The sequence below is a fragment of the Arthrobacter hankyongi genome, from assembly GCF_022012395.1.
GTDB lineage: Bacteria > Actinomycetota > Actinomycetes > Actinomycetales > Micrococcaceae > Crystallibacter > Crystallibacter hankyongi.
In genome coordinates, this window is record NZ_JAKLTQ010000036.1 from 1 (window position 1) to 22265 (window position 22265).

Here is a 22265-nt window from a genome sequence, read left to right on the forward strand (position 1 = left end):
GCGGCATCGTAGTGGCGGCGCAGGTCGGCCAGATCCAGGTCGGTGCCGTAGTCCACGTTGCCGAAGAACCGGATGTCGCCGCGGTCCAGCACCTTGTGCAGCGCCGTGACGATCCCCTTGATCCGCGGGTGGTCCGGGGCCACGCCGTAGCGGATCAGGCCGTACGGTGCCGGATAGCGGTCGAACAGGTCAATGCTGAGCGCGAGTTCGCCGGAGGCGGCCGGGTCGCTTTTGGTCAGTAGGTCGGCGGCATAGACACCGGCCGGGCCTGCGCCGACCACGGCAACGCGCAGGCTGCGCGGTGGGAACCCGGTGCCGGGGATGGTGCTGTTGCTCATGGATGTGCTCCTGGTGAGGTGAGGGAAGGATGATGTGCAAAATGTTCGGGTGCGAAGGGGCTGAGCCGGACCACGTCACCGACCACGATGACCGCTGGGTTGCGCACGCCGAGGAGTGCCGCCTGCGTGGCAATGGTATCCAGCGTGCCGATGGTTACCCGCTGGTCGGGCATCCAGCCGCGCTCGATGATGGCCACCGGCGTCTCGGGGCCGAGGCCCCGCGAGCGCAGCGCCGCGACGGATTCGGCCAACCGCCGGACACCCATCAGCAGCACGAGGGTGTGATCGGGCCGGGCCGGAAGCTCGGCAAGTTCCTCGTGGCCGGTGGCAACGCTGAATCCTGTGGCTGCCCCGCGATGGGTTACCGGAATTCCCGCGGCCGCGGGTACCGAGATTGCGCTGGTCACTCCGGGGACCACCTCGACATCGACGCCGTGGTCCCTGCAGAAGCGTGCCTCCTCGCCGCCACGGCCCAGTACATAGGGATCACCGCCCTTGAGCCGGACCACCAGATGGCCGGCGTGTGCCTCGCGGACCAGGATGGCGTTGATCTCGTCCTGGCCGGCCAGGTGGTTGCCAGGCGCCTTGCCGACCTCGATGACCCGCACCCCGTCGTCGAGTTCGTCGAGCAGGTCGCGCGGGCCGAGCCGGTCGGCCACGACGACGTCCGCTTCGGCCAGCAACTGCCGGCCGCGGACGGTGATCAGTCCGGCGTCGCCGGGACCGCCGCCCACCAAGGTGACACACCCTGACCGCAGCCCGGGCTGCCTGCGGTGCCGGCGCAGGGGCAGCCGTCCCGTCTTCAGTGCCAGCACTACCGCGTCCCGGAGCGCCTTGGCCCGCCGGGGGTCTCCCCCGGCGTTGACGGCGACCGTGACATCGTCCACCCGGCCGACGGCCGGGGTCCAGGCCGAAGAGGTCCCGGCGTCGGCCGCATTGACGCACCAGATCCGCCGTTCCCCGGCCTCGGCGGCCACCCGCGCGTCCACCGCGGGCACTCCTGTGGCGGTCTGGACGAGCCAGCTGCCGTCCAGGTCGGCTGTCTCGTAGCCGCGGCGCTGCCATGCGAGCAGTCCTGCCCGGGCGAGGCGGACGACGCCGCTGCCCGCCTCCGGGGCGACAACTGTCACCACGGCGCCGACATCCAGCAGCGCCTTGGCGCGGCGGCCAGCCACTTCTCCGCCGCCGACGACGAGCACCGGTTTGCCCAGCAGCCGCAGCGAAACGGGGTACAAGTCCAGGCCGCTCATCGGGTGCTCCCGGCGAGCAGGCCGCGGCGCTGCAGCAGGCGCCTTTCCACCGGGCCGAAGACCAGCAGTTCGATCAGGATGCCGACACCAAGGATGATCAGGACCGCGCTCATCACAATGCCCATGTCGGACAGGGTGCGCCCCTGGTCCAACAGCGAACCGAGGCCGTAACCCATGGTCCCGCCCACGGCGATGATCTCGGCAGCCATCAGCGAACGCCAGGAGAACGCCCAGCCCTGCTTGAGTCCTGCCACGTAACCGGGCAGCGAGGCAGGCAGGATCACCTGCAGCGCCAGCTCCAGCCGGGAGGCGCCCAGGACCTTGGCCACGCTGCGGTACTGCGGCGGAACCTGGTCGATGCCGGCCACCAGCCCGTTGACGATCGACGGGATCGCCCCCATCAGCACCACGAAGTAGGCGGTGGCGTCGGTGAGGCCGAACCAGATGATGGCCGCCGGCACCCAGGCGACCGAGGGCAGCACCTGCAGGCCCGAGATCAGCGGGCCCGCGGCCCGGCGCAGCGTCCTGACCTGGCCGAGCAGCAGGCCCAGCGGGGTACCGACCGCCACCGAGACGGCGAAGCCGGCCAGCCCGCGCTGGAGCGAAGTCAGGACGGATTCCTGGACCAGTCCCTCGGCCCACAGCTGGCCCAGGGACGCGACGACATCCAGCGGCCCGGGCACCAGGTCGCGGCGCTTGAGGTCGAGCGAGACGAGCAGCTGCCAGGCCAGGACCAGGAGCACGACGGCGGCCAGCGGCAGGAGCACGCGGCCCCAGTCCCTGCGGGCGGAGGCGTGCCCGGACTGCAGCTCGTCCAGCCCGGCCTCGAGGGCACGGAGCTCATCCGGGGCGCCCGCTGCGCTGAAGCCGGGGGCAATGTCCGGGGGTCGGTGGGCATCTATGGGCGGGACATTGCCTCCGGCTGAAGCGCCGGCGGCACGGGATCCGGCCTCGAGTTCGGTCACGTTATTTCCCATGGCGGCGGATCTCCTCCCTCAGACGTGCGGTAATCTCCCCCGTCAGTGCGGCCGCAGCGGCGGCATCGGCTCTGACCTCGGCGGGAACTGCCCACTCGCGCACCACGCGGCCGGGACGCGAGGAGAGCAGCAGCACACGCTGGCCCAGGCGGACCGCTTCGCGCACGTTGTGCGTCACAAAGACGATCGTCCTGCCGGTTTCGCGCCAGATCCGTTCCAGCTCTTCATGCAGCAGGTCGCGGGTAATGGCGTCGAGGGCGGCGAAGGGCTCGTCCATCAGCAGCAGCTGGCGGTCCTGGCTCAGGGCGCGGGCCAGGGCGACGCGCTGGCGCATGCCGCCGGAGAGCTCATGCGGGCGCTTGTCGCCCGCCCCGCCCAAATGGACCAGGTCGAGCAGTTCGGCGGCGCGGGCGCGGCGGGCGGCCTTGCCGACCCCGCGCAGTTTCAAGGCCAGTTCCACGTTGCCGCGGGCGGTGAGCCAGGGATACAGTGCAGGGTCCTGGAACATCAGGGCCGCGCCGTCCGCGGGGACTTCCAAGGCGCCCGAACTGGGCTCGTCCAGGCTGGCGATAATGTTCAGCAGCGTGGATTTGCCGCAGCCGGAGGCACCGAGCAGCGCCACGAACTCACCCCTGCCGATGCGGGCGTTCACGCCGTCCAGCACGGCATCGCCGGCCTCGAATCGCTTGCCGAGGTTCTCAAGCAGTACAGACACCGGATACCGCCTTAGTCCGCGCCCAGCCCGGCCGCGCTCACCTGGGTGTGGCCGGGAACCCCGGCCAGCACCTGGTTCAGCTGGCCCAGCTCAAAGAGGCCGGTCAGGTCCGCCGGCTTGGTCACGCCGGCGTCGACGCCGTTCTGGAGCAGCTTCGGGTACGTCCCGGCCAGCGGGTCGGGCGTGAATTCGATGTTCTGCAGCGCGCGGTCGATGACGTTGCCCGGCAGCTCGGCTCCGGCGGCGGCCTTGAGGCCGGCGTTGATCGCCGCGGCTTTGTCGGCGGCGGAGGCCGAATTGAGCCAGTCAATGGCGGCGACGTGGCCCTCGAGGAGGGCGTCAACGGTCTGCGGGTGCTCGGCGGCGAACTTCCTGCTGACGATCAGCACGGTGGTGGTGAACTGGCCGGGCTTGCCGGCCAGCGAGCCGTCCCACAGGTCCTTCTCGTCGACCAGCACCTTGGCACCGGCCTGCAGGATCAGGCGCGATGCCCATGGTTCCGGCAGCCACGCGCCGTCGAGCTTGCCGTCCTGGAACAGCTTCCGGGTCTGGGCGTTCTCCGTCGGATTGATGGTGACGTCCCCGCCGCCGTCCGGATTCACGGCCAGGCCTTGGGATTTCAGGTAGGCACGCAGCGCGACGTCCTGGGTGCCGCCGAGCTGCGGGGTGGCCAGGACCTTGTCCTTGAGCTGGCCGGGCGAGCTGATCTCCGGCCTGACCACCAGCTGGGCGCCGCCGGAGGTAGCGCCGGCAATCACGGCGACGGATTCGCCGCCGCTTTTGACGAAGGAGTTGATCGCCGGGTTCGGGCCGATATAGGTCGCATCGATGGCACCGGCGTTCAGGGCCTCGATTGCCGCAGGCCCGGCGTTGAAGACCTGGGTGCTGAGCTTCGTGCCGCCATGCTCCTCGAGGCTGCCCGCAAGGATGCCGTTCTGCACCCCGACCAGGGCGGGGGCGTGGGTGACGTTGCCGAAGTAGCCCAGCCGCAGTTCCGCGGCCGGCGTGCCGGAGGCGGCCGCAGGCTGACCGGCTCCGGACGGGCTGCTGCCCGTGGCGCCGAAGGCCCAGGCTGCCGTGCCGATGATGGCCGCCGCCAGCGCCGCCGCCAAGCCGATCTCCCAGCCGCGCCGCCGCTTCTTCTGCGCGCCGGCGGTGATCCGGACGCTCCCGGAATCCTGAGGGTTGCTGCTCACTGTTCTGCTCCGTTCCGGATCATTCCTGCGGCCAGGGTGCTGCCGTCCTGCGGATCGATCAGCAGGAAGGCCCCCGTGCGGCGGTGGACCGCATAGGGCTCGAGCGGCAGCGGGGCCGCCAGGCGCAGGGACGCCCTGCCAATGTCGTTAAGCTCCAGTTCCGCGGCCGGCCCGGCCTCGAAGGTGTCAAGGTCCAGCCGCCCCACGACGGCGGAAACGAGGGCTCTGACGGTGGCCGTGCCGTGCTTGACCAGGACTTTGGTGCCCGGGCGCAGTGGCCGCGGGGCCAGCCAGCACAGCGAGGCGGCCAGCTCGGCCGACGGCGCGGGCAACGTGCCGGCCGCGCCGATCAGGTCCCCGCGGGCGACGTCGAACTCGTCGACCAGGCGCAGCGAGACCGAATGCGGCGCGGAGGCCTCATCCAGTTCCCGTCCCGCGGCGTCGATCCCGGCAACAGTAGTCGTACGGGGCACCTGCCCCGGGGTCTGTACCGTGACGGCGTCGCCGACGCGCACCGTGCCGGCCACGATCTGGCCCGCATAGGCGCGGTAGTCCCGGAACGCGCCCACGTCGAGCCCGGGAGCCAAAGCGCCTTGCGGGCGCAGCACCAACTGGACCGGGAACCGGAAGGCGGTGGCGGGCTTGTCATCGGTCGTGGGCAGGGTCTCCAACAAGTCGAGCAGCGTCGGGCCCGCGTACCAGGGCGTGTGCACCGAGCGTTCGACGAGGTTGTCGCCGGCGAGCGCGGACACCGGAATGCTGACCGCGTCGTGCAGGCCAAGCTCGCCCGCCACGCGCCGGACGTCCGCCTCGATCCGGGCGAACACGTCCTCGGCATAGCCGACGAGGTCGATCTTGTTGACGGCGACCACCACGTGCGGCACGCGCAGCAGCGCGACGACGCTCAGGTGGCGGCGGGTCTGCTCGAGCACCCCCTTGCGGGCATCAACGAGGACAACCACGGCGTCCGCCGTCGAGGCCCCGGTAACGGTGTTGCGGGTGTACTGCACATGACCGGGGCAGTCGGCCAGGATGAAGGTGCGCCGGTCGGTGGCGAAGTAGCGGTAGGCGACATCGATGGTGATGCCCTGCTCGCGCTCGGCCCGCAGCCCGTCAGTCAGCAGCGCCAGGTCCAGCCCGCCCTGGTCACCGCCGAAGCCCCGGTCGGCCGAGGTACGGGCGACCGACTCGAGCTGGTCCGCCAGGATGGCTTTGGAATCGTGCAGCAGCCGCCCGACGAGGGTGGATTTGCCATCGTCGACCGAGCCGGCGGTGGCGAAGCGGAATAGGGTCCCGGCGGCCGGGCGCTGCCGGTCCAAAAGTTCGGTGGTCATTAGAAGTACCCGTCCTTCTTGCGGTCTTCCATGGCCGCCTCGGAGATTCTGTCGTCGGCGCGGGTGGCCCCGCGCTCGGTGAGGGTGGATGCTGCGACTTCCCGCACGACGTCGTCGACGGTGCAGGCCCCGGAGAGCACGGCACCCGTGCAGGACATGTCACCGACGGTGCGGTAGCGGACCGTGCGGACCGCAACCTCCTCGCCGGGGCCGGGCCGGGAGAACTCGCCCACCGCACGCCACATGCCGTCGCGGCGGAAGACCTCCCGGGAATGCGCGTAGTAGATGGACGGCAGCTCGATGCCCTCGCGGGCGATGTAGCGCCAGATGTCCAGCTCGGTCCAGTTGCTGATTGGGAACGCCCTGACATGCTGGCCCACGGTGTGGCGGCCGTTGTAGAGGTTCCACAGCTCGGGACGCTGGTTGCGCGGATCCCACTGGCCGAACTCATCGCGCAGGCTCAGGATGCGTTCCTTGGCCCGGGCCTTGTCCTCGTCACGGCGGCCTCCGCCGAAAACGGCGTCGAAACGGTGCGCACCGATCGTATCCAGCAGCGGCGTGGTCTGCAGCGGGTTGCGGGTACCGTCGGCGCGCTCCTGCAGTTCCCCGCGGTCGATGTACTCCTGTACGGATCCGACGATGAGCCTGAGGCCGAGCCGTTCCACGGTACGGTCGCGGAACTCCAGCACCTCCGGGAAGTTGTGGCCGGTGTCCACGTGCAGGACCGGGAAGGGCACGCGTCCGGGCCAGAACGCCTTGGCGGCCAGGTGCAGCATGACCACGGAGTCCTTGCCGCCGGAGAAGAGCATGGCCGGGCGTTCGAATTCGGCCACGACCTCGCGGATGACGTGGATCGATTCGGCCTCGAGCGTGTCCAGGACGCCAAGCCGTTCCCGGACAGGCGCCGCGGCGTCGGATGCGTGGATCAGGGTCATGGTGGGGTCCTTGAGGGTCGGGGTCGGGTGTCGCAGGTCAGGAGACGTGGATACCGCACTCGGTCTTGGCCAGGCCGGCCCAGCGGCCGGCTCGCGGGTCCTCGCCCGGCGCCACCTGACGGGTACAGGGGCGGCAGCCGATCGACGGATAGCCCTGCTGCAGCAGCAGGTTCAGTGGCACGGCATGCTTGGCGGCGTAGTCGGTCAGCTGGTCGAAGCTCCACGGGGCCACGGGGTTCACCTTGACCAGCCCATGCGCCTGGTCCCAGCTCACCAGCGGGGTGTTGGTGCGGGTCGGTGCCTCGTCCCGGCGCACCCCGGTAAACCAGACCTTGTAGCCGGCCAGGGCCCGGCGCAGCGGGTCCATCTTGCGCAGCTTGCAGCACAGTCCGGGATCGCGGGAGAACAGGTCCGGCCCATGGGCTTCGTCCTGCTCGGCCACAGTCTGCTCCGGCAGGACGTCCACTATCCTGACGTCCAGGGCGCGGGCGACTTCCGCGCGGGTGCCGATGGTTTCGGCGAAGTGAAAGCCGGTCTCCAGGAACAGGACATCGACCCCGGGCAGCTGCTCCGCGACCAGGTGCGGCAGCACTGCGTCCGCCATCGAGCAGGCCACCGCGGCGTCGCGGAGGGCGAAGTGGCGGTCTACCCACGCCACGACCTCTTCGGCCGGCGCGTCCCAGCCCAGCTGTTCCGCGCCGTCGGCCGCCAGTTCCTGAAGCCGCCGCGTTTCCTCGGCCGTCCGCGGCGCACCGGCTGTGCTGTTGCTGCTCATTTCAGGAACTCCTCGTCCGCCCGGTGTGCCCATTCGGCGAAGGTCTCGCCGTCGGCGTGCTGTTCGTCGTAACGGCGGACGACGCGGTCCACGTAGTCCACGAGCCCGTCCGCGGTGACCTTCAGGCCGCGCACGGTGCGGCCCAGCCCTGCTTCCTCCCGGTCGTTGGAGGCAAGGCCGCCGCCTAGGTGCACCTGGAACCCCGGGGTCTGGCCGCCGTCGGGATCGGGCAGCAGCTGACCCTTGAGGCCGATGTCTGCGGTCTGGATCCGGGCACAGGAATTGGGGCAGCCGTTGATGTGCAGGCTCAGCTGTGCCGGCAGCCGGTCCGCGATGTCGGCGAGGCGGTCCTCCAGGCCCGCGATCGTCCGCGCCGCCGTGTCCTTGGTGTCGACGATGGCCAGCTTGCAGAACTCGAGCCCGGTGCAGGCAATGGTCGACCGATGGAAGACCGAGGGGCTGCTGCTCAGTCCGAGCTCGGCCAGGCCGGCGACGACGGCGTCGACCTGCTCCGGTGCCACGTCCAGCACCACCAGCTTCTGGTGCGGGGTGGTGCGCAGCCGGTACGAACCGTGGCGTTCGAGCAGGTCCGCCAGGCGGGTCAGCACGGTCCCGGAGACGCGCCCCACCACGGGCGCGGCGCCGATGTAGAAGTTGCCGTCCTTCTGCTCGTGGATGCCGATGTGGTCGCCAGGTTCGCTGGCCCGGTCCGGGGCCGGCCCGTCCGGGAGCGCGAAGCCGAGGTATTCCTCCTCGAGCACGGTGCGGAATTTCTCCGGCCCCCAGTCGTTCATCAGGTACTTCAGCCGTGCCTTGTTCCGCAGCCGGCGGTAGCCATAGTCGCGGAAGATGGCCACCACGCCGTGCCACACGGCGGCGGCGTGCTCTTCGCCGACGAAGACCCCGAGGCGCTCGGCAAGCCGGGCACTGGTCGAGAGCCCGCCGCCGACCCACAGGTCGTAGCCGGGCCCCAGCTCCGGATGGAGCACGCCGACCAGCGCGATGTCGTTGATCTCGTGCACCACGTCCTGCGACGGGTGGCCGGTGATTGCGGACTTGAACTTGCGCGGAAGGTTGGCCAGTTCCGGGTCGCCGATGAAGCGCTCGGCGATCTCGCGGATGACCGGCGTCGGGTCGATGATCTCGTCCTTGGCGATGCCAGCGACGGGTGATCCCAGCACTACACGCGGGACATCGCCGCAGGCCTCCGTGGTCGACAAGCCGACCGCCTCCAGCCGCCGCCAGATCTCCGGTACGTCCACGACGTCGATCCAGTGCAGCTGGATGTTCTGGCGGTCCGTTACGTCCGCGGTGTCGCGGCCGAACTCGGTGGAGATGCCGCCGATGACCCGCAGCTGTTCGGTAGTCAGCGCTCCGCCGTCGATGCGGACCCGGAGCATAAAGTACCGGTCCTCAAGCTCATGGGGTTCCAGCGTGGCCGTCTTGCCACCGTCGATCCCCGGCTTGCGCTGGGTGTAGAGGCCCCACCAGCGAAACCGGCCGTGCAGGTCGTCGGAGGGGATCGAGTCAAAGCCCTGCTGGGCGTACACCGTTTCGATACGCTCGCGGACATTGAGCCCGTTGTCCTGCTGCTTGAACTCCTCGTTGTGGTTCAGCGGCGCGGTCCCGTCCACCTTCCACTGCCCATTGGGCTTGGCGGAAGGCCGCTGGCGCCCTTGCCGCGGGGCCGTTTTCGTCTCGATCGCCTGAGTCATGCGAGCCACAGTAGAGACGGGCGGAACAGGCGGCCAAATATGTTCCATTGCGGCGTCCCATGGCTCAACGCGGCAACACAGTCGGTCCTATTACGTCATCTTGAGGACATCAAGCAGACGGTCCGTAACACATTCGGCGACGCCCCGGGAGGGCAGCAGCGGTGCCGTCACGGCATCCGCGCCGGCCCGGGTCAGCACCGCATAAAAGTGCCCCGGAGCCAACAGGTAGGATGCGATCAGCACCCGGCGGCAGCCGGGCGCCGACCGGGCGGCCTCGACCGCCGCCGGCACCGGCGGCTGCGCAGCCGCCCCGAAGCCTACCGTCACCGGCCGGCCGATATCCTCGGCCAGCCAGCGCGCAGTCTGGCGCACTTCTTCGACGCCGCGGGCCATCCTGGTGCCGGCCGAGGCGACGACGACGTGGTCCCCCTCGCCGAGGCCGGTTTCCGCCAGCCGTCCGGCCAGGACGCCGGCCAGCCGTCGGTCAGGTCCGATGGCCTGTGCGGCTATGGTGCCGGGGCGTGCCTCCACCGCCCGGCGGATGTCGACGCTGGTGTGGAACCCGGTGGACAGTAACAGCGGTACCACCACTGCCGGTTCGCCCGGGGGCAGCCCGGCGACGACGTCGTCCAAAGCGGGCTGCTGGACATCGACATAAGCTTCATGGACGAGCACGTCGAGCCCACGCGCGGCCGCAACAGTGCCGACGTCCATCCGCAGCCCGTCGATCAGTGCCCGGCCGGCCGGATCATCGGTGCCGTGGGCGCAGGCGACCACGTGCAGCGGGGAACCTGGCCGGCTCATTTGCCCGGACGGATGAGTTTGTGCTGGGCCATGAGTCCAAGCGTAGCGTTCGCAGCCTCCCCCACACGCGCCGGGCGCGGGGACCCGGCGGCTTAAACGGCTAGAGCCCCGGAAGTCCGGGGCTCCAGCCGTTTGACGTGCCCGCTGCCCTGAGCAGCACTGTGGCCCCCAGGCAGATGGCGGCGGCGTCAAGGCAGGTCATCTCACGGCCGTATTCACCGCTCCCCATGGGCCTGGCAGCCGGTTGGTCCCGCCGTGGTCGTCCCCGACGGGCACCCTGTGGCCGCCTGGCCGCAGCGGTGCGTCCTGCGCGGCGTGCCCTGCGTGCAGCAGCTTGCTGCCGTCCTCCATAAAGGTGGAGGGCCCTGAGGCTGGCCGGGCCGGAGTGGCTGCTCCCGCCCGGCCTGCCTCACGGATGGTGTGCTACGCCGTCGGGCCGGCGGCCGACACGGCTACGGCTTTGCGGACGGTGCTGGCCGCTGCGACCAGGTGGCGCAGGGAGTCGACGGTTTCCGCGTAGCCGCGGGTCTTCAGCCCGCAGTCCGGGTTGATCCACAGCTGGCGCGACGGGATGCCGGCCAGCGCCGCGGTGATCAGCCCGGCAATTTCCTGCTCGGAGGGCACCCGCGGGGAGTGGATATCGTACACGCCCGGACCGATGCCGCGGGAGAAGCCGAAGTAGGCCAGGTCGGCGACCACCTCGAGCCGGGAGCGGGCCGCCTCGATGCTGGTCACGTCCGCGTCCAGGCCATCGATCGCCGCAATCACCTCGCCGAACTCGGAGTAACACAGGTGGGTGTGGATCTGGGTCTGCTCCGCGGCCCCGGCGGTGGCCAGCCGGAAGGCGCGCACGGACCAGTCCAGGTACGCCGGCTGGTCCGCCGCCCGCAGCGGCAGCAGCTCGCGCAGGGCCGGCTCGTCCACCTGCACGATCGCGGTGCCGGCTGCCTCCAGGTCCGCGATCTCGTCCCGCAGCGCCAGCGCCACCTGGTTCGCCGTCTCGGCCAGCGGCTGGTCGTCGCGGACGAAGGACCAGGCCAGGATGGTGACCGGGCCGGTGAGCATTCCCTTCAGCGGCCGGTCGGTCAGCGACTGCGCGAAGCTGGTCCACGGCACGGTGAACGCCTGCGGGCGGGACACGTCGCCCCAGAGGATGGACGGGCGGGTGCAGCGCGAGCCGTAGGACTGCACCCAGCCCTGCCCGGTGGCCGCGAACCCGTCGAAGTTCTCGGCGAAGTACTGGACCATGTCGTTGCGCTCCGCTTCGCCGTGCACCAGCACGTCCAGGCCCAGTTCCTCCTGCAGGCGCACCACGCGGGTGATCTCCGCGCGCAGGAACTGCTCGTACTCCGCCTGCGAAATACCGCCGCTGCGCACCGCGGCGCGGGCCCGGCGCACCTCGCCGGTCTGCGGGAAGGAGCCGATGGTGGTGGTCGGCAGCACCGGCAGCCCGAGCCGCTCCTGTTGCAGCCCGGCACGCCGGTCCGCCGGGCCGCGGGTGAAATCCTCCTCGGCCAGCGCGCCGGTGCGCGTCCGCACCGCGGGCACGGTGACGCCGTCGAACCCCGCCCGGTGGCGCAGGGCCGCCTCCGCCCGCCGCAGTTCGGCCGCAATCAACGGACGTCCCCCGGCCAGGCCGCGGGACAAGGCCACCACCTCGCGCACCTTCTGGTCGGCGAAGGCCAGCCAGGCCGGCAGGTGCGCCGGCAGCGCGGTCTCGGCCGCCACGTCGTGCGGCACATGCAGCAGCGAGGTGGAGGTGCCGACCGAAACGGCCGCGCCGGACTGCGCCTGCAGGTCCTCCAACGCGTCCAGCGAGGCGGGCAGGTGGTTCCGCCAGACATTCCGGCCGTCCACGACGCCGGCCACCAGCCGGGTGCCGCCGAGCGCGGCCAGCGCCTCGGCGGAGGGCAGCGTGCCGCGGACCAGGTCCGCGTGCACTGCCTCGACGCCGGCGGCCGCCAGCACCGCCAGCGCCTGGCCGGGCCGGGCCGGATCCCCGGCGGTACCGTAGCCGGTGGTGACCAGCAGCGCCGGACGCCCGTTGGCCTGCGGGCCGGCGGCTACCGGCACGCTGGCCAGCTGCCGGTACACCCGCTCCACCAGTCCGCCCGGCGCCGCCAGCGCCCCGCCGCGGTCGGTGACCAGGCCCGGCTCGTCCAGCTGGACCCATGCGGCGCCGGCTTCGGCCAGTTCGGCCAGGATGCCCGCATAGGCGGCCACGGCGTCGTCGATCCGGGACAGCGGATCGAAGCCGGCCGGTGCACCGGCCTCGGCCTTGGCCAGCAGCAGGTAGGTCACCGGTCCGACGAGGACCGGGCGCAGCACCGCGCCGCGGTCCTTCTGCCGCCGGATGATCCCGGCCAGCTGGTGTGCGGCGGCAACGAAGGTTGTCTCCGGGCCGATCTCCGGCACCAGGTAGTGGTAATTGGTGTCGAACCATTTGGTCAGCTCCAGCGGCGGGCGCTGCCCGTCGCCGCGGGCCAGGGTGAAGTAGGCGGCGGTGCCCACGGAACCGTCTTCGGCGGCGAGGTCGGCGAACCGGGCCGGCAGCGCGCCGAGCGCCGCGGTGGTGTCCAGCACCTGGTCGTAGAGCGCGAAGTCCGCCGGGATCGAGGAATCTGCGGCGTCCAGGCCGAGCTGGACCAGGCGGCGGACGGTCCGGTCTTGGACCTTTCGTGCCTCGAAGAGCAGTCCGTCCTCGTCGAGCCGGCCGGCCCAGTGCGCCTCGAGGGCCTTCTTCAGTTCGCGCCGGGGGCCGATGCGCGGGTAGCCCAGGATGGTGGCGGCGGGGAAGCCGTGCGTGGTGGTCATGGTGTTCTCCTTGTGCGGTTGGGTCGGGATGGGATATGTATCGAAACCCGGTTCCGGCCGCGTTCAGGCCGGAACCGGGGAGGACAGGGTGCGGGTGGCCGGCAGGCCGACCTGGTCGATGACCTCGATGGACGCGCGCGGGTCGTTGAATGTGTACAGGTGCAGGCCCGGGGCCCCGGCGTCGAAGGCGGCCCGCGCCAGTCCGGCCGCGGCCCGCACCCCGATCCGCCGGCGTTCGGCCTCGCCCGAGGCCGTTTCCAGCCGGTGCAGCAGCGCGCCGTCCGGGCGCACGCCCGTCATCACCGCCAGCCGTTCCAGCCGGCGGACACTGGACATCGGGATCACCCCCGGGATGATCGGGATCGTCACCCCGGCCGCCCGGGCCGCCGCGACCAAGCGGGCATAGTGGGCCGGGTCGAAATACACCTGGGTGATCGCAAAGTTGGCCCCGGAGCGTTCCTTGGAGACCAGTACCTCGACATCATGCTGGAACGAGGGCGACTCCGGATGCCGGTTCGGATAGGCCGCCACCCCCACGGACAGCCGCCCGCCGGCCAGCGTGGCCGAATGCCCGGCCTCCACCTGCCGGATCAGTTCCACCAGGTAGCGGGCAAACGGCAGCTCGCCCCGGAACGCCTCCGGATCCGCCGGCAGGTCCCCGCGCATGGCCAGCACCCCGCGCACCCCCAGTCCCACCAACTGCCGGACCAGCAGGTCCAGGCTGTCACGGGTCTCCCCCACGCAGGTCAGGTGGGCCAGCGGACGCAGCCGGGTGTTGCGCACCAGATGCTCAACCAGCCGGACCGAGGCCCGGCGCCGCACCGGCGTCCCGCTGTAGGTCACGGACACATAGTCGGGATTGGTGGCCCCGAGTTCCTCGATTGCACGCAGTACGGCCGCTTCAGCCTCCGGCCTGGCCGGCGGATACAGCTCGTAGGATAGGGACGGCGGTGCCGCCTGCTGTTGGGTCAATGTCATCTCCACTCCTCGGATCCTCCGAGGGAGTGCACCAGTCGGCGGCCCGGGAACCAGCGGCATCCCGCGCCGCAGCCTACCGGGCTCCGGGTGGGTCAGCTGGTGCGTCTCCATCGGTTCTGGCGTTAGCACCGTTCCAGCGGCCCTTCCGGCGGAAGGGCAGGCGGATGGTTGCTGCGGCGTCAACAAGCCAGATCTCTCGGCCGCTCTTGATGGTTGGTGCGACAACTGTAAGGGCGCCGCGGCAGCGTTCTGCAAGTACCCGCCGGCCCGGGTCCCAATATGACTTTTCCGACGGCCTGATCCGTTACAAAACGGTCCAGCCACGTCATGTGACGCTCCGTGGCAGCCGGCGGGAGCCAGCGGGATAGGGCAGTCCGGGCTGCCGGCTGCGGTTTATTCCCGGCTGCGGCCCGCGGGAGTTGCCGCCGGCCGCGAAACATGGCTTCTCAAAAGAACATATTCGGCCTGCTCGCGGACATATTCATACACATTTCCGATCATCCGGCACGGTGTCCCAGACTGTAGCCAGGTCATGAGCGTCAGCACGGAACCCAAGGACCAACTGCCCCGGCATGCTGACCGGCAACCCTCCTCCGCGGCGGGGTGCCCCGGGTGACGACCAGGCCGCCCGCGAATCCGCCGGCGGCAAGCGCGTGTGCCACAACCGTGCCTGGTGGACGTTGTGGACCCATATCGAAGGAGCCGTAGCCATGAACAATTCCTGGTCATTTGAAACCCGCCAGATCCACGCAGGACAGCAGCCCGACGATGCCACCGGCGCCCGGGCGCTGCCCATCTACCAGACCAGTTCGTTCGTCTTTCCCAGTACCGAGAGCGCGGCGAACCGTTTTGCCCTCGCTGAACTGGCCCCCATCTACACGCGCATCGGCAACCCTACCCAGGAAGCGGTGGAAACCCGCATCGCCAACCTGGAAGGGGGCCTTGCTGCCCTGCTGCTGTCCTCGGGGCAGGCCGCGGAAACCTTTGCGGTACTGAACATCGCCGAGGCCGGTGACCACATCGTGGCCAGCCCGAGCCTGTACGGCGGTACGTACAACCTTTTCGCCCACACGCTCAAAAAATTCGGCGTCGAGGTCACGTTCGTAGCGGATCCGGACAACCTGGACGACTGGCGCAGCGCGGTCCGCGCCAACACCAAGCTGTTCTTCGGCGAAGTGGTTTCCAACCCCCGCCAGCATGTGCTGGACCTGGAGGGTATCAGCGCCGTTGCCCATGAAGCCGGGGTACCGCTGATCGTGGACAACACACTGGCCACCCCTTACCTGATCCGCCCGCTCGAGTGGGGCGCCGACGTCGTCGTGCATTCGGCAACCAAGTACCTGGGCGGCCATGGCAATGCCATCGCCGGCGTCATTGTCGACGGCGGCACCTTCGACTACACAAAGGATCCCCGGAGGTTCCCCGGCTTCAACACGCCGGACCCCACCTACAACGGACTGGTCTACGGCCGTGATCTGGGAGAAGGCGGCGCGCTGGGTGCCAACCTGTCATACATCCTCAAGGCCCGGGTCCAGTTGCTGCGTGACCTCGGTTCCGCAGCGGCACCGTTCAATGCCTTCCTGATCGCCCAGGGGCTGGAGACCCTCAGCCTTCGGGTCGAGCGGCACGTCGCCAACGCCCGGGCCGTCGCGGAGTGGCTGGAGCGCCGCGACGACGTCGAATCGGTCGCCTACGCCGGTCTTCCCTCCAGCCCCTGGTTCGAACGCGGGCAGAAGTACGGCCCCAACGGCACCGGTGCCGTCGTCGCCTTCTCCATCAAGGGCGGGGCCGAGGCGGGCAAACGGTTCGTCAACGAGCTGGAGCTCCACTCCCATGTGGCGAACATCGGCGATGTCCGTTCCCTGGTCATCCATCCCGCCTCCACAACGCACAGCCAGCTCTCACCGCAGCAGCAGGCACTGGCCGGCGTCACCCCGGACCTGGTCCGGCTTTCGGTGGGCATCGAAAACATTGCCGACATTCTTGCCGACCTCGAAGCAGGGTTCCGGGCCGCCAAGGAAGCCTGACCCCGGCCCGGGCCGGAGCATCCGGGCCAGTCGGATGGACCACCGGAAACGGTGGCTTCCTGCCCGCGGTGCATGCCGGGGCAGGAAGCCACCTGTCCCGGCATCGGGCAGATGCCGCCGGAAACGGCGGACCACCACGAGATTGAAAGGCATTGTCATGACGGCTGTGGCCGACACTTCGATACAGGCCCTGCTAGGCGAGATGGTCCAAATCGTCGGGGAAGCGAACGTTCTCACCGACCCCGACCTGACCGGAGGGTACCGTCGGGACATGCAGCCGCTGGCCGAGGCCGGGACGCCCTTGGCTGTTGTCCGCCCCGCTACCACCGCCGAAGTCGCTGCCATCGTCAAGGCCTGCGCCAAAGCAGGCATTCCGCTTGTACCCCGCGGTGCAGGTTCGGGACTGACCGGTGCATCCAACGCGGTCGACGGTGCCGTCACGATTTCCTTCACCCGCATGAACGGCAAGCCGAGGATCGACAGGGAGACACGTCTGGCAGTCGTTCAGCCCGGCGTTACCACCTTGGAACTGAAACAGGCAGCCGAGGAACAGGGCCTTTTTTATGCACCAGACCCCACCTCCAACGCTTGGTGCACCATCGGCGGCAATCTCGCCAACGCATCGGGCGGTCCCTGCGCCTCCAAATATGGAGTAACCGCAGACAGGGTCCGGGGCCTGGAAGTGGTGTTGGCGAGCGGTGAGGTCCTGCGGACCGGCAGCACGACCCTCAAGAATGTTTCCGGATACGACCTGAACCGGCTTTTCGTTGGCTCCGAGGGAACGCTGGGCCTGATTACCGAGGCGACCCTGGCGTTGCAGGCGAAACCCCCGGCCCCGCGGACCGCCGTCGCCGCCTTCCCGACCACCGAGGCGGCCGGCCGCAGCGTGACCGAGTTCCTGGCTACCGGACATCTGCTCAGTCTGCTCGAAATCATGGACGGTCCCTGCATCCGTGCGGTCGAGACGTACTTGGGCAGCCCCATCCTCGGCGACGACGTTCCTTCTCCGGGCGCCGTACTCTTTGCGCAAAGCGACACGGGCCAAGTGCTGGAACTGGAGGCCTTCGAGGAACTCTGCGCAGGGAACGGGGCCGTTTTCACCTATGCCACCGACTACCCCTCCGAAGGGGAACTGCTCCTGCAGTACTGGCACAGTCTGGAGCCGGCGCTGGAAGCCATGGGTACCTGGATCCTGCACGAAGTGACCGTCCTTCCCCGGCACGTATCGACGCTGATAGATAAGGCGGCCGGGATCGCCGAGGATACCGGTCTGTTCATCGGAGTCCACGGACATGCTGCCGACGGCACACTCCACCCCATGATCGTGTTCACCCCGGGCCACGAGGACGAACTCTGCCGGGCCCGGCAGGCATACGGCCTGGTTCTGCAGGCAGCCGTCGAGCTAGGCGGTCCGGTTTCCGGCGAACATGGCATCGGACGGATCAAGGCGGCACACCTAGGTGAGGAGATCGGAGAAACCGGGCTGGCTGTTCACCGGGCAATCAAAAAGGCACTTGATCCACAGCGGATCCTGAATCCCGGCTCGATGTTCCAACCCGCTTCATAGACCGGGAGCGCACGGGCAACCCGCAGTCCGTGCCGGCAGCGTCCTCTGCGGAGGGGGCCGGTCAGACGGCACCGGGCGATCGCCCGGCGGCAGGCTGGGACGCGGGGTCCTGCACGAGTTTCATCGACACGAGCCCGGTGAATCCGGCGTGTCGGGCGAAGCGCACCTTCCGACGCTTGTACTCCGTGAAGCCGAGCTTGGCGTAGAGGCCGAGGGCGGGTGCGTTGGTGTCCTTGATGTCTTCAAGCACGTATTCGCGATACCCGGGCAGCGCCAGCAGGTGGCGCAGCAACGCGGTCGCGACGCCGCGGCCCTGATAAGCCGGCTCGGTGGCGACGAAGCCGATCTCGGCGAGCCCGGGCCGGGCGCCGTCGGAGGCGGCCATGAACCAGCGCCGGATCACCACGTAGCCGAGCAGCCCGCGCGCCGGCCCGAGGTGGCGCCGGATCTCCCGCCACCGCGGCGCGAACAGCGCCTGCTCGCCCTCGGTGAGCGAGGCGAGGCCGGCGGGCTCCCCGTCCACGAGCGCGACGTAGAACCGGTCGAGCAGCAGCATGTGCTCGAACGCGTCGGCCAGCTTGCCGGTGTCGCGCGAGAACGCGACGAAGTCCTGCGCGAAGCTGCGCACGTAGACCTCGGTGATGCGGCGCCGGTATCCCTCGCCGAGCTTGTCTCCCCGCTCAACCACGACCATGGTCTCGACCATACACGGCACGCGAGAGGCGGCACATACAGGGAGTTCAAGCCTCGTAACGGCGCGGCGTGCCAGACCAAGTCGCGGAGGACGTTGTGGCCGTCGCTGGCTTCTGCGCCTTGGGGCTTCAAATACGCCACCGTCCAGGAGCGGTTCGCGGAATTCGACGCGAAATGGGCACCCGGTACCCGGCAATCACCAGGCTCTGGCGCAACGCCTGGGCCGAATTCGTCCCCTTGCTGGTGGGCAGAGTCACCTAAGCAAATGCCAAGCCTGACCTGCCGTTGATCTGACAGGCCCCAGACCGCTCTCCACCGGCTGCATTCGACGCAGCCGGCAATCGTTGTGCACCGGAGATGCAGGCACGACGGCGTATGAGGCCATTTCAGTAACGCGAATATAACGCGGGCCTTTTAGCCTTTAGCTCATCGTGGGCCGCGATCCAGGCATGCCTTGAGAGGTTCGGCCATCACCAATTCCTGGGAGGACCTCATGACCGACGACACGATGCTGCCCGCGGGTCCTCGGGGTGTGACCGCTGAACATGCCCGCCTGGCCCAGGCCACGGGTGCGGCGGCTGACGACCTGTTCGAGGCGAATCCTTGGTACGAGTGGGGACCGTACCTGTCTGAACGCGCCTGGGGCACGGTTCGGGAGGACTACAGCGACAATGGTGACGCCTGGACGTACTTTCCGCATGATCATGCCCGGTCCCGTGCGTTCCGGTGGAACGAGGACGGCATGGCGGGGCTCTCCGATATCCACCATGACCTGTGCTTGGGGCTGGCGCTGTGGAACGGAGCGGATCCGATCCTGAAGGAGCGGATGTTCGGGCTGACCGGCCCGCAGGGTAACCACGGGGAGGACGTCAAGGAATACTGGTGGTACCCGGATGCGCTACCCAGCCATGCCTGGCTGCGCTGGCGGTACCACTACCCCCAGGCGGCCTATCCCTATCAGCGGCTGATCGAGGAGAACGCCCGTCGCTCCCGGGACGAGCCCGAGTTCGAACTGCTGGATACCGGTGTCTTCGACGGCGGCCGGTACTGGTCGGTGGATGTCGCGTATGCAAAGGCCTCGCCGACCGAGGTGCTGGCCCGGATCACCATCGAGAACCATGCGTCCGAGGAAGCCTCGCTTTCGGTATTGCCCACCCTGTGGTTCCGAAACACCTGGCGGTTCTCGGGCGGTGAGCCGCCGTCATTGTTCCTGGACGGGGACGGTGTCGCGGTCGAGCACCCACGACTGTCCGGCTACCGACTCGATGCCGTTCCCACCAAGGAGGGAGTGCGGCCGCAGGCATTGTTTTGCGACAACGAGACGAACACCGCGCGGCTGTTCGGGGCGCCTCCGGTCACCGCCTACCCCAAGGACGGCATCAACGACCACGTGGTCTCCGGTGCGGACACTGTGAATCCACAGCATCAGGGCACCAAGGCAGCCTGGTGGTACCAGCTGACCGTGCCCGGCGGAGGCCGGATCGAACTGCGGCTGCGGCTTCACCGGCCGGCCCCGGATCAAACCGCTTCGGCGGACCGATGGTTCGACTCCTATTTCGACGGCGTCATGACAGACCGGGAGCGGGAAGCGGACGAGTTCTACGCGGCGATTGCCCCCGCCGGCATCGGCGCCGAGCCAATGCGGGTGATGCGCCAGTCCTGCGCGGGGCTGGTCTGGAGCAAGCAGATGTACCCGTATCGGGTCAACCGGTGGCTGGACGGCGATTCCGCCCAACCGGCGCCGCCGGCCGGGCATCGCTGCGGCCGGAACATGGGGTGGCGGCACCTGGACTCGTTCGATGTGCTTGCCATGCCCGACCCCTGGGAGTACCCGTGGTTCGCGGCCTGGGACCTGGCGTTTCATGCCGTCACCTGGGCGCACCTGGATCCCGCGTTCGCCAAATACCAACTGCTGGTGCTCCTGCGGGAGTGGTTCCAGCATCCGAACGGGGCGCTCCCGGCCTATGAGTGGAGCTTCGACGACGTCAATCCGCCGGTCCACGCGCTGGCCGCGATCCGGGTGTTCGTCATCGACGGCGGCACCGACCTGGACTTCCTGGAACGGGTATTCCAGAAGCTGCTGCTGAATTTCACCTGGTGGCTCAACCGGCAGGACCCCGACGGGAACAACCTGTTCGGTGGCGGCTTTCTGGGATTGGACAACATCAGCCCGATCGACCGCTCGCACCTCCCGCCCGGCTTCAGACTGGACCAGGCCGACGGCACCGCCTGGATGGCGTACTACTCCGTGGCCATGCTCACCCTGGCCGTCAAACTCGCCGAGCACGACAACGCCTATGACGACATGGTCGTGAAATTCCTGGAACAGACTGTGCTGATCACGGACGCGCTGGAGGATTCAGGCTGCTATGACGCCGGGGACGGTTTCTTCTACGACCGGCTCACCGACCCCTCCGGGACTAGCGTCCCAATCAAGGTGCAGACCCTGGTCGGGTTGATCCCGGCGCTGCCCGCGGTCGTGCTCCCCAGCCAGGACACGGACCGGATCCGCCGGTTGCGGAAGCGCTTCGCCCGCCGGTTGGAACAGACCGGCCGGCACAAGATCCTCGATTGGCAGGTCCGTGGCACCGGGGACTCCCGGCGGACGCTGCTGTCGGTCGTCCCGATGGACAAACTCGCCAGGCTGGCCGGCACCCTGTTCGACGAAGAGGCGTTCCTGTCTCCCCACGGCCTGCGATCGATCTCCAGGCGGCACAACACGCCATACGCGGTTCCGGGGCTGCCCACCGCGGCCATCCAGTACGAACCAGCCGAATCGCGGACCGCAATGTACGGCGGCAATTCCAACTGGCGGGGACCGGTGTGGCTGCCGGTCAACTACCTCACTATCCGGGCCCTGCTGCAGTACGACGAGTTCTTCGGTCCCGACCTCACCGTCGAATACCCCACCCGGTCCGGCCACCACCTGACCTTGCAGGAGATTGCCGGCGACCTTGCCGACCGGCTGGTGAGCATCTGGCTTCCCGGACCGGACGGACGCAGACCGGTCTACGGTGGCGTGGACCTGTTGCAGAACGATCCCGCGTGGAAGGACAATCTGCTGTTCTACGAGTACTTCCACGGCGACAACGGGGCCGGACTCGGCGCCATGCACCAGACCGGGTGGACCGCCCTGGTCGCGGACCTCATCCTCGACCCGCCCCGCCATAGCCACCGGCTGATGTTCCAGGACAATCCAGCCCCAGAGTCGGGGCGCGGCGAAGACGCGTAGAGTCGGGGCTTCCATGGGACCGGAGAACTTCACCCCTGGCACTATCCAGCGGCGGCGCAGTCTTCCCGTCAGTGGAACTTGTTGGGGAATGCCTTGATGAGGCCGGTGCTGAGCGCGTCGGCCATCATCAGCATGTGTGCCTCGGCCTGGTCGTAGACGGCAATGCCACGGGTGTAATTCCCCGCCAGTTCGTCGCTGCCGTAGGCGATGGTCTGGTCGATGTGGCCCTTCATCATGTCGCGCATCGCCTGCTGCGGCCAGTACTTGGGGTTGGCCTGGGCCAGGAAGTCGGCAATTTCCTGCGCGTTCGCATAAACCGCACGGGTCGCCGACTTCAGTCCGGCGTCGTCGTTGGCTTTGGCCGCCCGGAACAGGGTCACGAAGTTGGTGATGTGGGCCTTGAGCAGTTTGGTCAGCTGATCGCCGGCAGCCTTGCCATAGTACGGTTTGATGGCGTTGCCGATGTCCACCTGGTTCTGCAGCAGCCGTTCCGCGGTGGCGGAGAACCCGGCGGAGCCGGAGGCGAACCCGGTGACCGCCAGCCGTGTCCACTCCATGTGCTGGGCCCAGAGCAGGCACATGGCCTGGCGGAGCTCGAGCTGCGCGGCGGGAACTGCCTCGGAGCCGTGGCCGGCATGGCTGTGGGCGCCGGCGACGGCGGGTGCCGGCTGGGTGCCCTGCGCGGGTGAGTATCCGATCACCAGCCCAGCCAGCAGGACAGGCACAGCCAAGGGTATGACCATCCAGAGGCACCGGCGGCGCGGCAAAAGAGTGCTCATGGCATGGCTTCCTTTCCAGAAATGACGACATACCGGCGAATCTCCACACAGAACGCACACTGGCTGGCGCTGCCGTGGGCCGCCGGGCGGGCGAAGACGTCCATGGCCGGTTAGTGGCACCGCGCCGCGGGATCTT

Annotated in this window: 16 protein-coding genes, 1 pseudogene and 2 riboswitches; of the genes and pseudogenes, 3 read left to right on the forward strand and 14 right to left on the reverse strand. The window is 69.0% G+C overall.

The features are described 5' to 3' along the window. The 12 genes and pseudogenes from LVY72_RS23785 to LVY72_RS23840 all read right to left on the reverse strand — a co-directional run. A pseudogene (locus LVY72_RS23785) lies at nt 1-338 on the reverse strand (pyridine nucleotide-disulfide oxidoreductase); the annotation flags it as partial. Further along, a complete protein-coding gene (gene cobA / locus LVY72_RS23790; RefSeq protein ID WP_237827394.1) occupies nt 335-1588 on the reverse strand; it encodes a uroporphyrinogen-III C-methyltransferase in 1254 nt (417 codons plus the stop codon). The pseudogene LVY72_RS23785 and the gene cobA, both read right to left, overlap by 4 nt. Beyond that, nucleotides 1585-2565 (reverse strand): ABC transporter permease, encoded by a 981-nt coding sequence (locus tag LVY72_RS23795; protein ID WP_237827395.1) that lies wholly within the window; start codon nt 2563-2565, stop codon nt 1585-1587. The genes cobA and LVY72_RS23795 overlap by 4 nt, the downstream gene beginning before the upstream one ends. Beyond that, complete coding sequence (locus LVY72_RS23800) at nt 2555-3280, reverse strand: ABC transporter ATP-binding protein (protein ID WP_237827396.1); 726 nt, start codon at nt 3278-3280, stop codon at nt 2555-2557. The genes LVY72_RS23795 and LVY72_RS23800 overlap by 11 nt, the downstream gene beginning before the upstream one ends. An 11-nt stretch (nt 3281-3291) precedes the next feature. After that, nucleotides 3292-4476: an ABC transporter substrate-binding protein gene (locus LVY72_RS23805; RefSeq protein WP_237827397.1), complete on the reverse strand. Its 1185-nt coding sequence runs from the start codon at nt 4474-4476 to the stop codon at nt 3292-3294. Then, a complete protein-coding gene (locus LVY72_RS23810) occupies nt 4473-5810 on the reverse strand; it encodes a sulfate adenylyltransferase subunit 1 (protein ID WP_237827398.1) in 1338 nt (445 codons plus the stop codon). Before LVY72_RS23810 ends, LVY72_RS23805 begins: the two co-directional genes overlap by 4 nt. Beyond that, nucleotides 5810-6745: a sulfate adenylyltransferase subunit CysD gene (gene cysD / locus LVY72_RS23815; protein ID WP_237827399.1), complete on the reverse strand. Its 936-nt coding sequence runs from the start codon at nt 6743-6745 to the stop codon at nt 5810-5812. Before cysD ends, LVY72_RS23810 begins: the two co-directional genes overlap by 1 nt. A gap of 37 nt (nt 6746-6782) precedes the next feature. Further along, complete coding sequence (locus tag LVY72_RS23820) at nt 6783-7520, reverse strand: phosphoadenylyl-sulfate reductase (RefSeq protein ID WP_237827400.1); 738 nt, start codon at nt 7518-7520, stop codon at nt 6783-6785. Next, nucleotides 7517-9235 carry a nitrite/sulfite reductase gene (locus LVY72_RS23825; RefSeq protein WP_237827402.1) on the reverse strand — a complete coding sequence of 573 codons (1719 nt, stop codon included), beginning with the start codon at nt 9233-9235 and terminating at the stop codon, nt 7517-7519. The genes LVY72_RS23820 and LVY72_RS23825 overlap by 4 nt, the downstream gene beginning before the upstream one ends. A 90-nt stretch (nt 9236-9325) precedes the next feature. Beyond that, nucleotides 9326-10039 (reverse strand): sirohydrochlorin chelatase, encoded by a 714-nt coding sequence (locus LVY72_RS23830; RefSeq protein WP_237827404.1) that lies wholly within the window; start codon nt 10037-10039, stop codon nt 9326-9328. A gap of 423 nt (nt 10040-10462) precedes the next feature. Then, nucleotides 10463-12853 (reverse strand): 5-methyltetrahydropteroyltriglutamate--homocysteine S-methyltransferase, encoded by a 2391-nt coding sequence (metE, locus tag LVY72_RS23835; protein ID WP_237827406.1) that lies wholly within the window; start codon nt 12851-12853, stop codon nt 10463-10465. A 63-nt stretch (nt 12854-12916) separates the two neighbouring features. Beyond that, the gene (locus tag LVY72_RS23840) at nt 12917-13831 is read right to left on the reverse strand and encodes a methylenetetrahydrofolate reductase (RefSeq protein ID WP_237827408.1); all 915 of its coding nucleotides are present in this window, start codon (nt 13829-13831) and stop codon (nt 12917-12919) included. Nucleotides 13832-13935: 104 nt separating this feature from the next. Beyond that, nucleotides 13936-14047, reverse strand: a riboswitch (SAM riboswitch). Between the two features lie 312 nt (nt 14048-14359). Further along, nucleotides 14360-14489, forward strand: a riboswitch (SAM riboswitch). 52 nt (nt 14490-14541) lie between these two features. Between LVY72_RS23840 and LVY72_RS23845 the strand changes: the two genes are divergently transcribed. Continuing rightward, nucleotides 14542-15858 (forward strand): bifunctional o-acetylhomoserine/o-acetylserine sulfhydrylase, encoded by a 1317-nt coding sequence (locus LVY72_RS23845; RefSeq protein ID WP_237827410.1) that lies wholly within the window; start codon nt 14542-14544, stop codon nt 15856-15858. 157 nt (nt 15859-16015) lie between these two features. After that, nucleotides 16016-17425, forward strand: a complete 1410-nt coding sequence (locus tag LVY72_RS23850; RefSeq protein ID WP_237827412.1) for an FAD-binding oxidoreductase — start codon at nt 16016-16018, stop codon at nt 17423-17425. Between the two features lie 61 nt (nt 17426-17486). Here the strand turns inward: LVY72_RS23850 and LVY72_RS23855 are convergent, their stop codons facing one another. Next, nucleotides 17487-18131 carry a GNAT family N-acetyltransferase gene (locus LVY72_RS23855; protein ID WP_237827414.1) on the reverse strand — a complete coding sequence of 215 codons (645 nt, stop codon included), beginning with the start codon at nt 18129-18131 and terminating at the stop codon, nt 17487-17489. Nucleotides 18132-18611: 480 nt separating this feature from the next. Between LVY72_RS23855 and LVY72_RS23860 the strand changes: the two genes are divergently transcribed. Further along, a complete protein-coding gene (locus LVY72_RS23860) occupies nt 18612-21350 on the forward strand; it encodes an MGH1-like glycoside hydrolase domain-containing protein (protein WP_237827415.1) in 2739 nt (912 codons plus the stop codon). A gap of 68 nt (nt 21351-21418) precedes the next feature. On the opposite strand, the gene LVY72_RS23865 is transcribed toward LVY72_RS23860, so the two are convergent. Beyond that, the gene (locus tag LVY72_RS23865; protein WP_237827416.1) at nt 21419-22129 is read right to left on the reverse strand and encodes a hypothetical protein; all 711 of its coding nucleotides are present in this window, start codon (nt 22127-22129) and stop codon (nt 21419-21421) included. Nucleotides 22130-22265 lie beyond the last annotated feature (136 nt).

Excerpts from the sequence above, each read along its gene's own strand:
- LVY72_RS23795 (WP_237827395.1), bottom strand. The coding sequence starts at position 2,565 with ATGGGAAATAACGTGACCGAACTCGAGGCCGGATCCCGTGCCGCCGGC.
- LVY72_RS23830 (WP_237827404.1), bottom strand. The coding sequence starts at position 10,039 with ATGAGCCGGCCAGGTTCCCCGCTGCACGTGGTCGCCTGCGCCCACGGC.
- LVY72_RS23820 (WP_237827400.1), bottom strand. The coding sequence starts at position 7,520 with ATGAGCAGCAACAGCACAGCCGGTGCGCCGCGGACGGCCGAGGAAACG.
- LVY72_RS23860 (WP_237827415.1), top strand. The coding sequence starts at position 18,612 with ATGACCGACGACACGATGCTGCCCGCGGGTCCTCGGGGTGTGACCGCT.
- LVY72_RS23810 (WP_237827398.1), bottom strand. The coding sequence starts at position 5,810 with ATGACCACCGAACTTTTGGACCGGCAGCGCCCGGCCGCCGGGACCCTA.
- cysD (WP_237827399.1), bottom strand. The coding sequence starts at position 6,745 with ATGACCCTGATCCACGCATCCGACGCCGCGGCGCCTGTCCGGGAACGG.
- LVY72_RS23855 (WP_237827414.1), bottom strand. The coding sequence starts at position 18,131 with ATGGTCGAGACCATGGTCGTGGTTGAGCGGGGAGACAAGCTCGGCGAG.
- cobA (WP_237827394.1), bottom strand. The coding sequence starts at position 1,588 with ATGAGCGGCCTGGACTTGTACCCCGTTTCGCTGCGGCTGCTGGGCAAA.
- LVY72_RS23840 (WP_237827408.1), bottom strand. The coding sequence starts at position 13,831 with ATGACATTGACCCAACAGCAGGCGGCACCGCCGTCCCTATCCTACGAG.
- LVY72_RS23845 (WP_237827410.1), top strand. The coding sequence starts at position 14,542 with ATGAACAATTCCTGGTCATTTGAAACCCGCCAGATCCACGCAGGACAG.
- LVY72_RS23850 (WP_237827412.1), top strand. The coding sequence starts at position 16,016 with ATGACGGCTGTGGCCGACACTTCGATACAGGCCCTGCTAGGCGAGATG.
- metE (WP_237827406.1), bottom strand. The coding sequence starts at position 12,853 with ATGACCACCACGCACGGCTTCCCCGCCGCCACCATCCTGGGCTACCCG.
- LVY72_RS23825 (WP_237827402.1), bottom strand. The coding sequence starts at position 9,235 with ATGACTCAGGCGATCGAGACGAAAACGGCCCCGCGGCAAGGGCGCCAG.
- LVY72_RS23865 (WP_237827416.1), bottom strand. The coding sequence starts at position 22,129 with ATGAGCACTCTTTTGCCGCGCCGCCGGTGCCTCTGGATGGTCATACCC.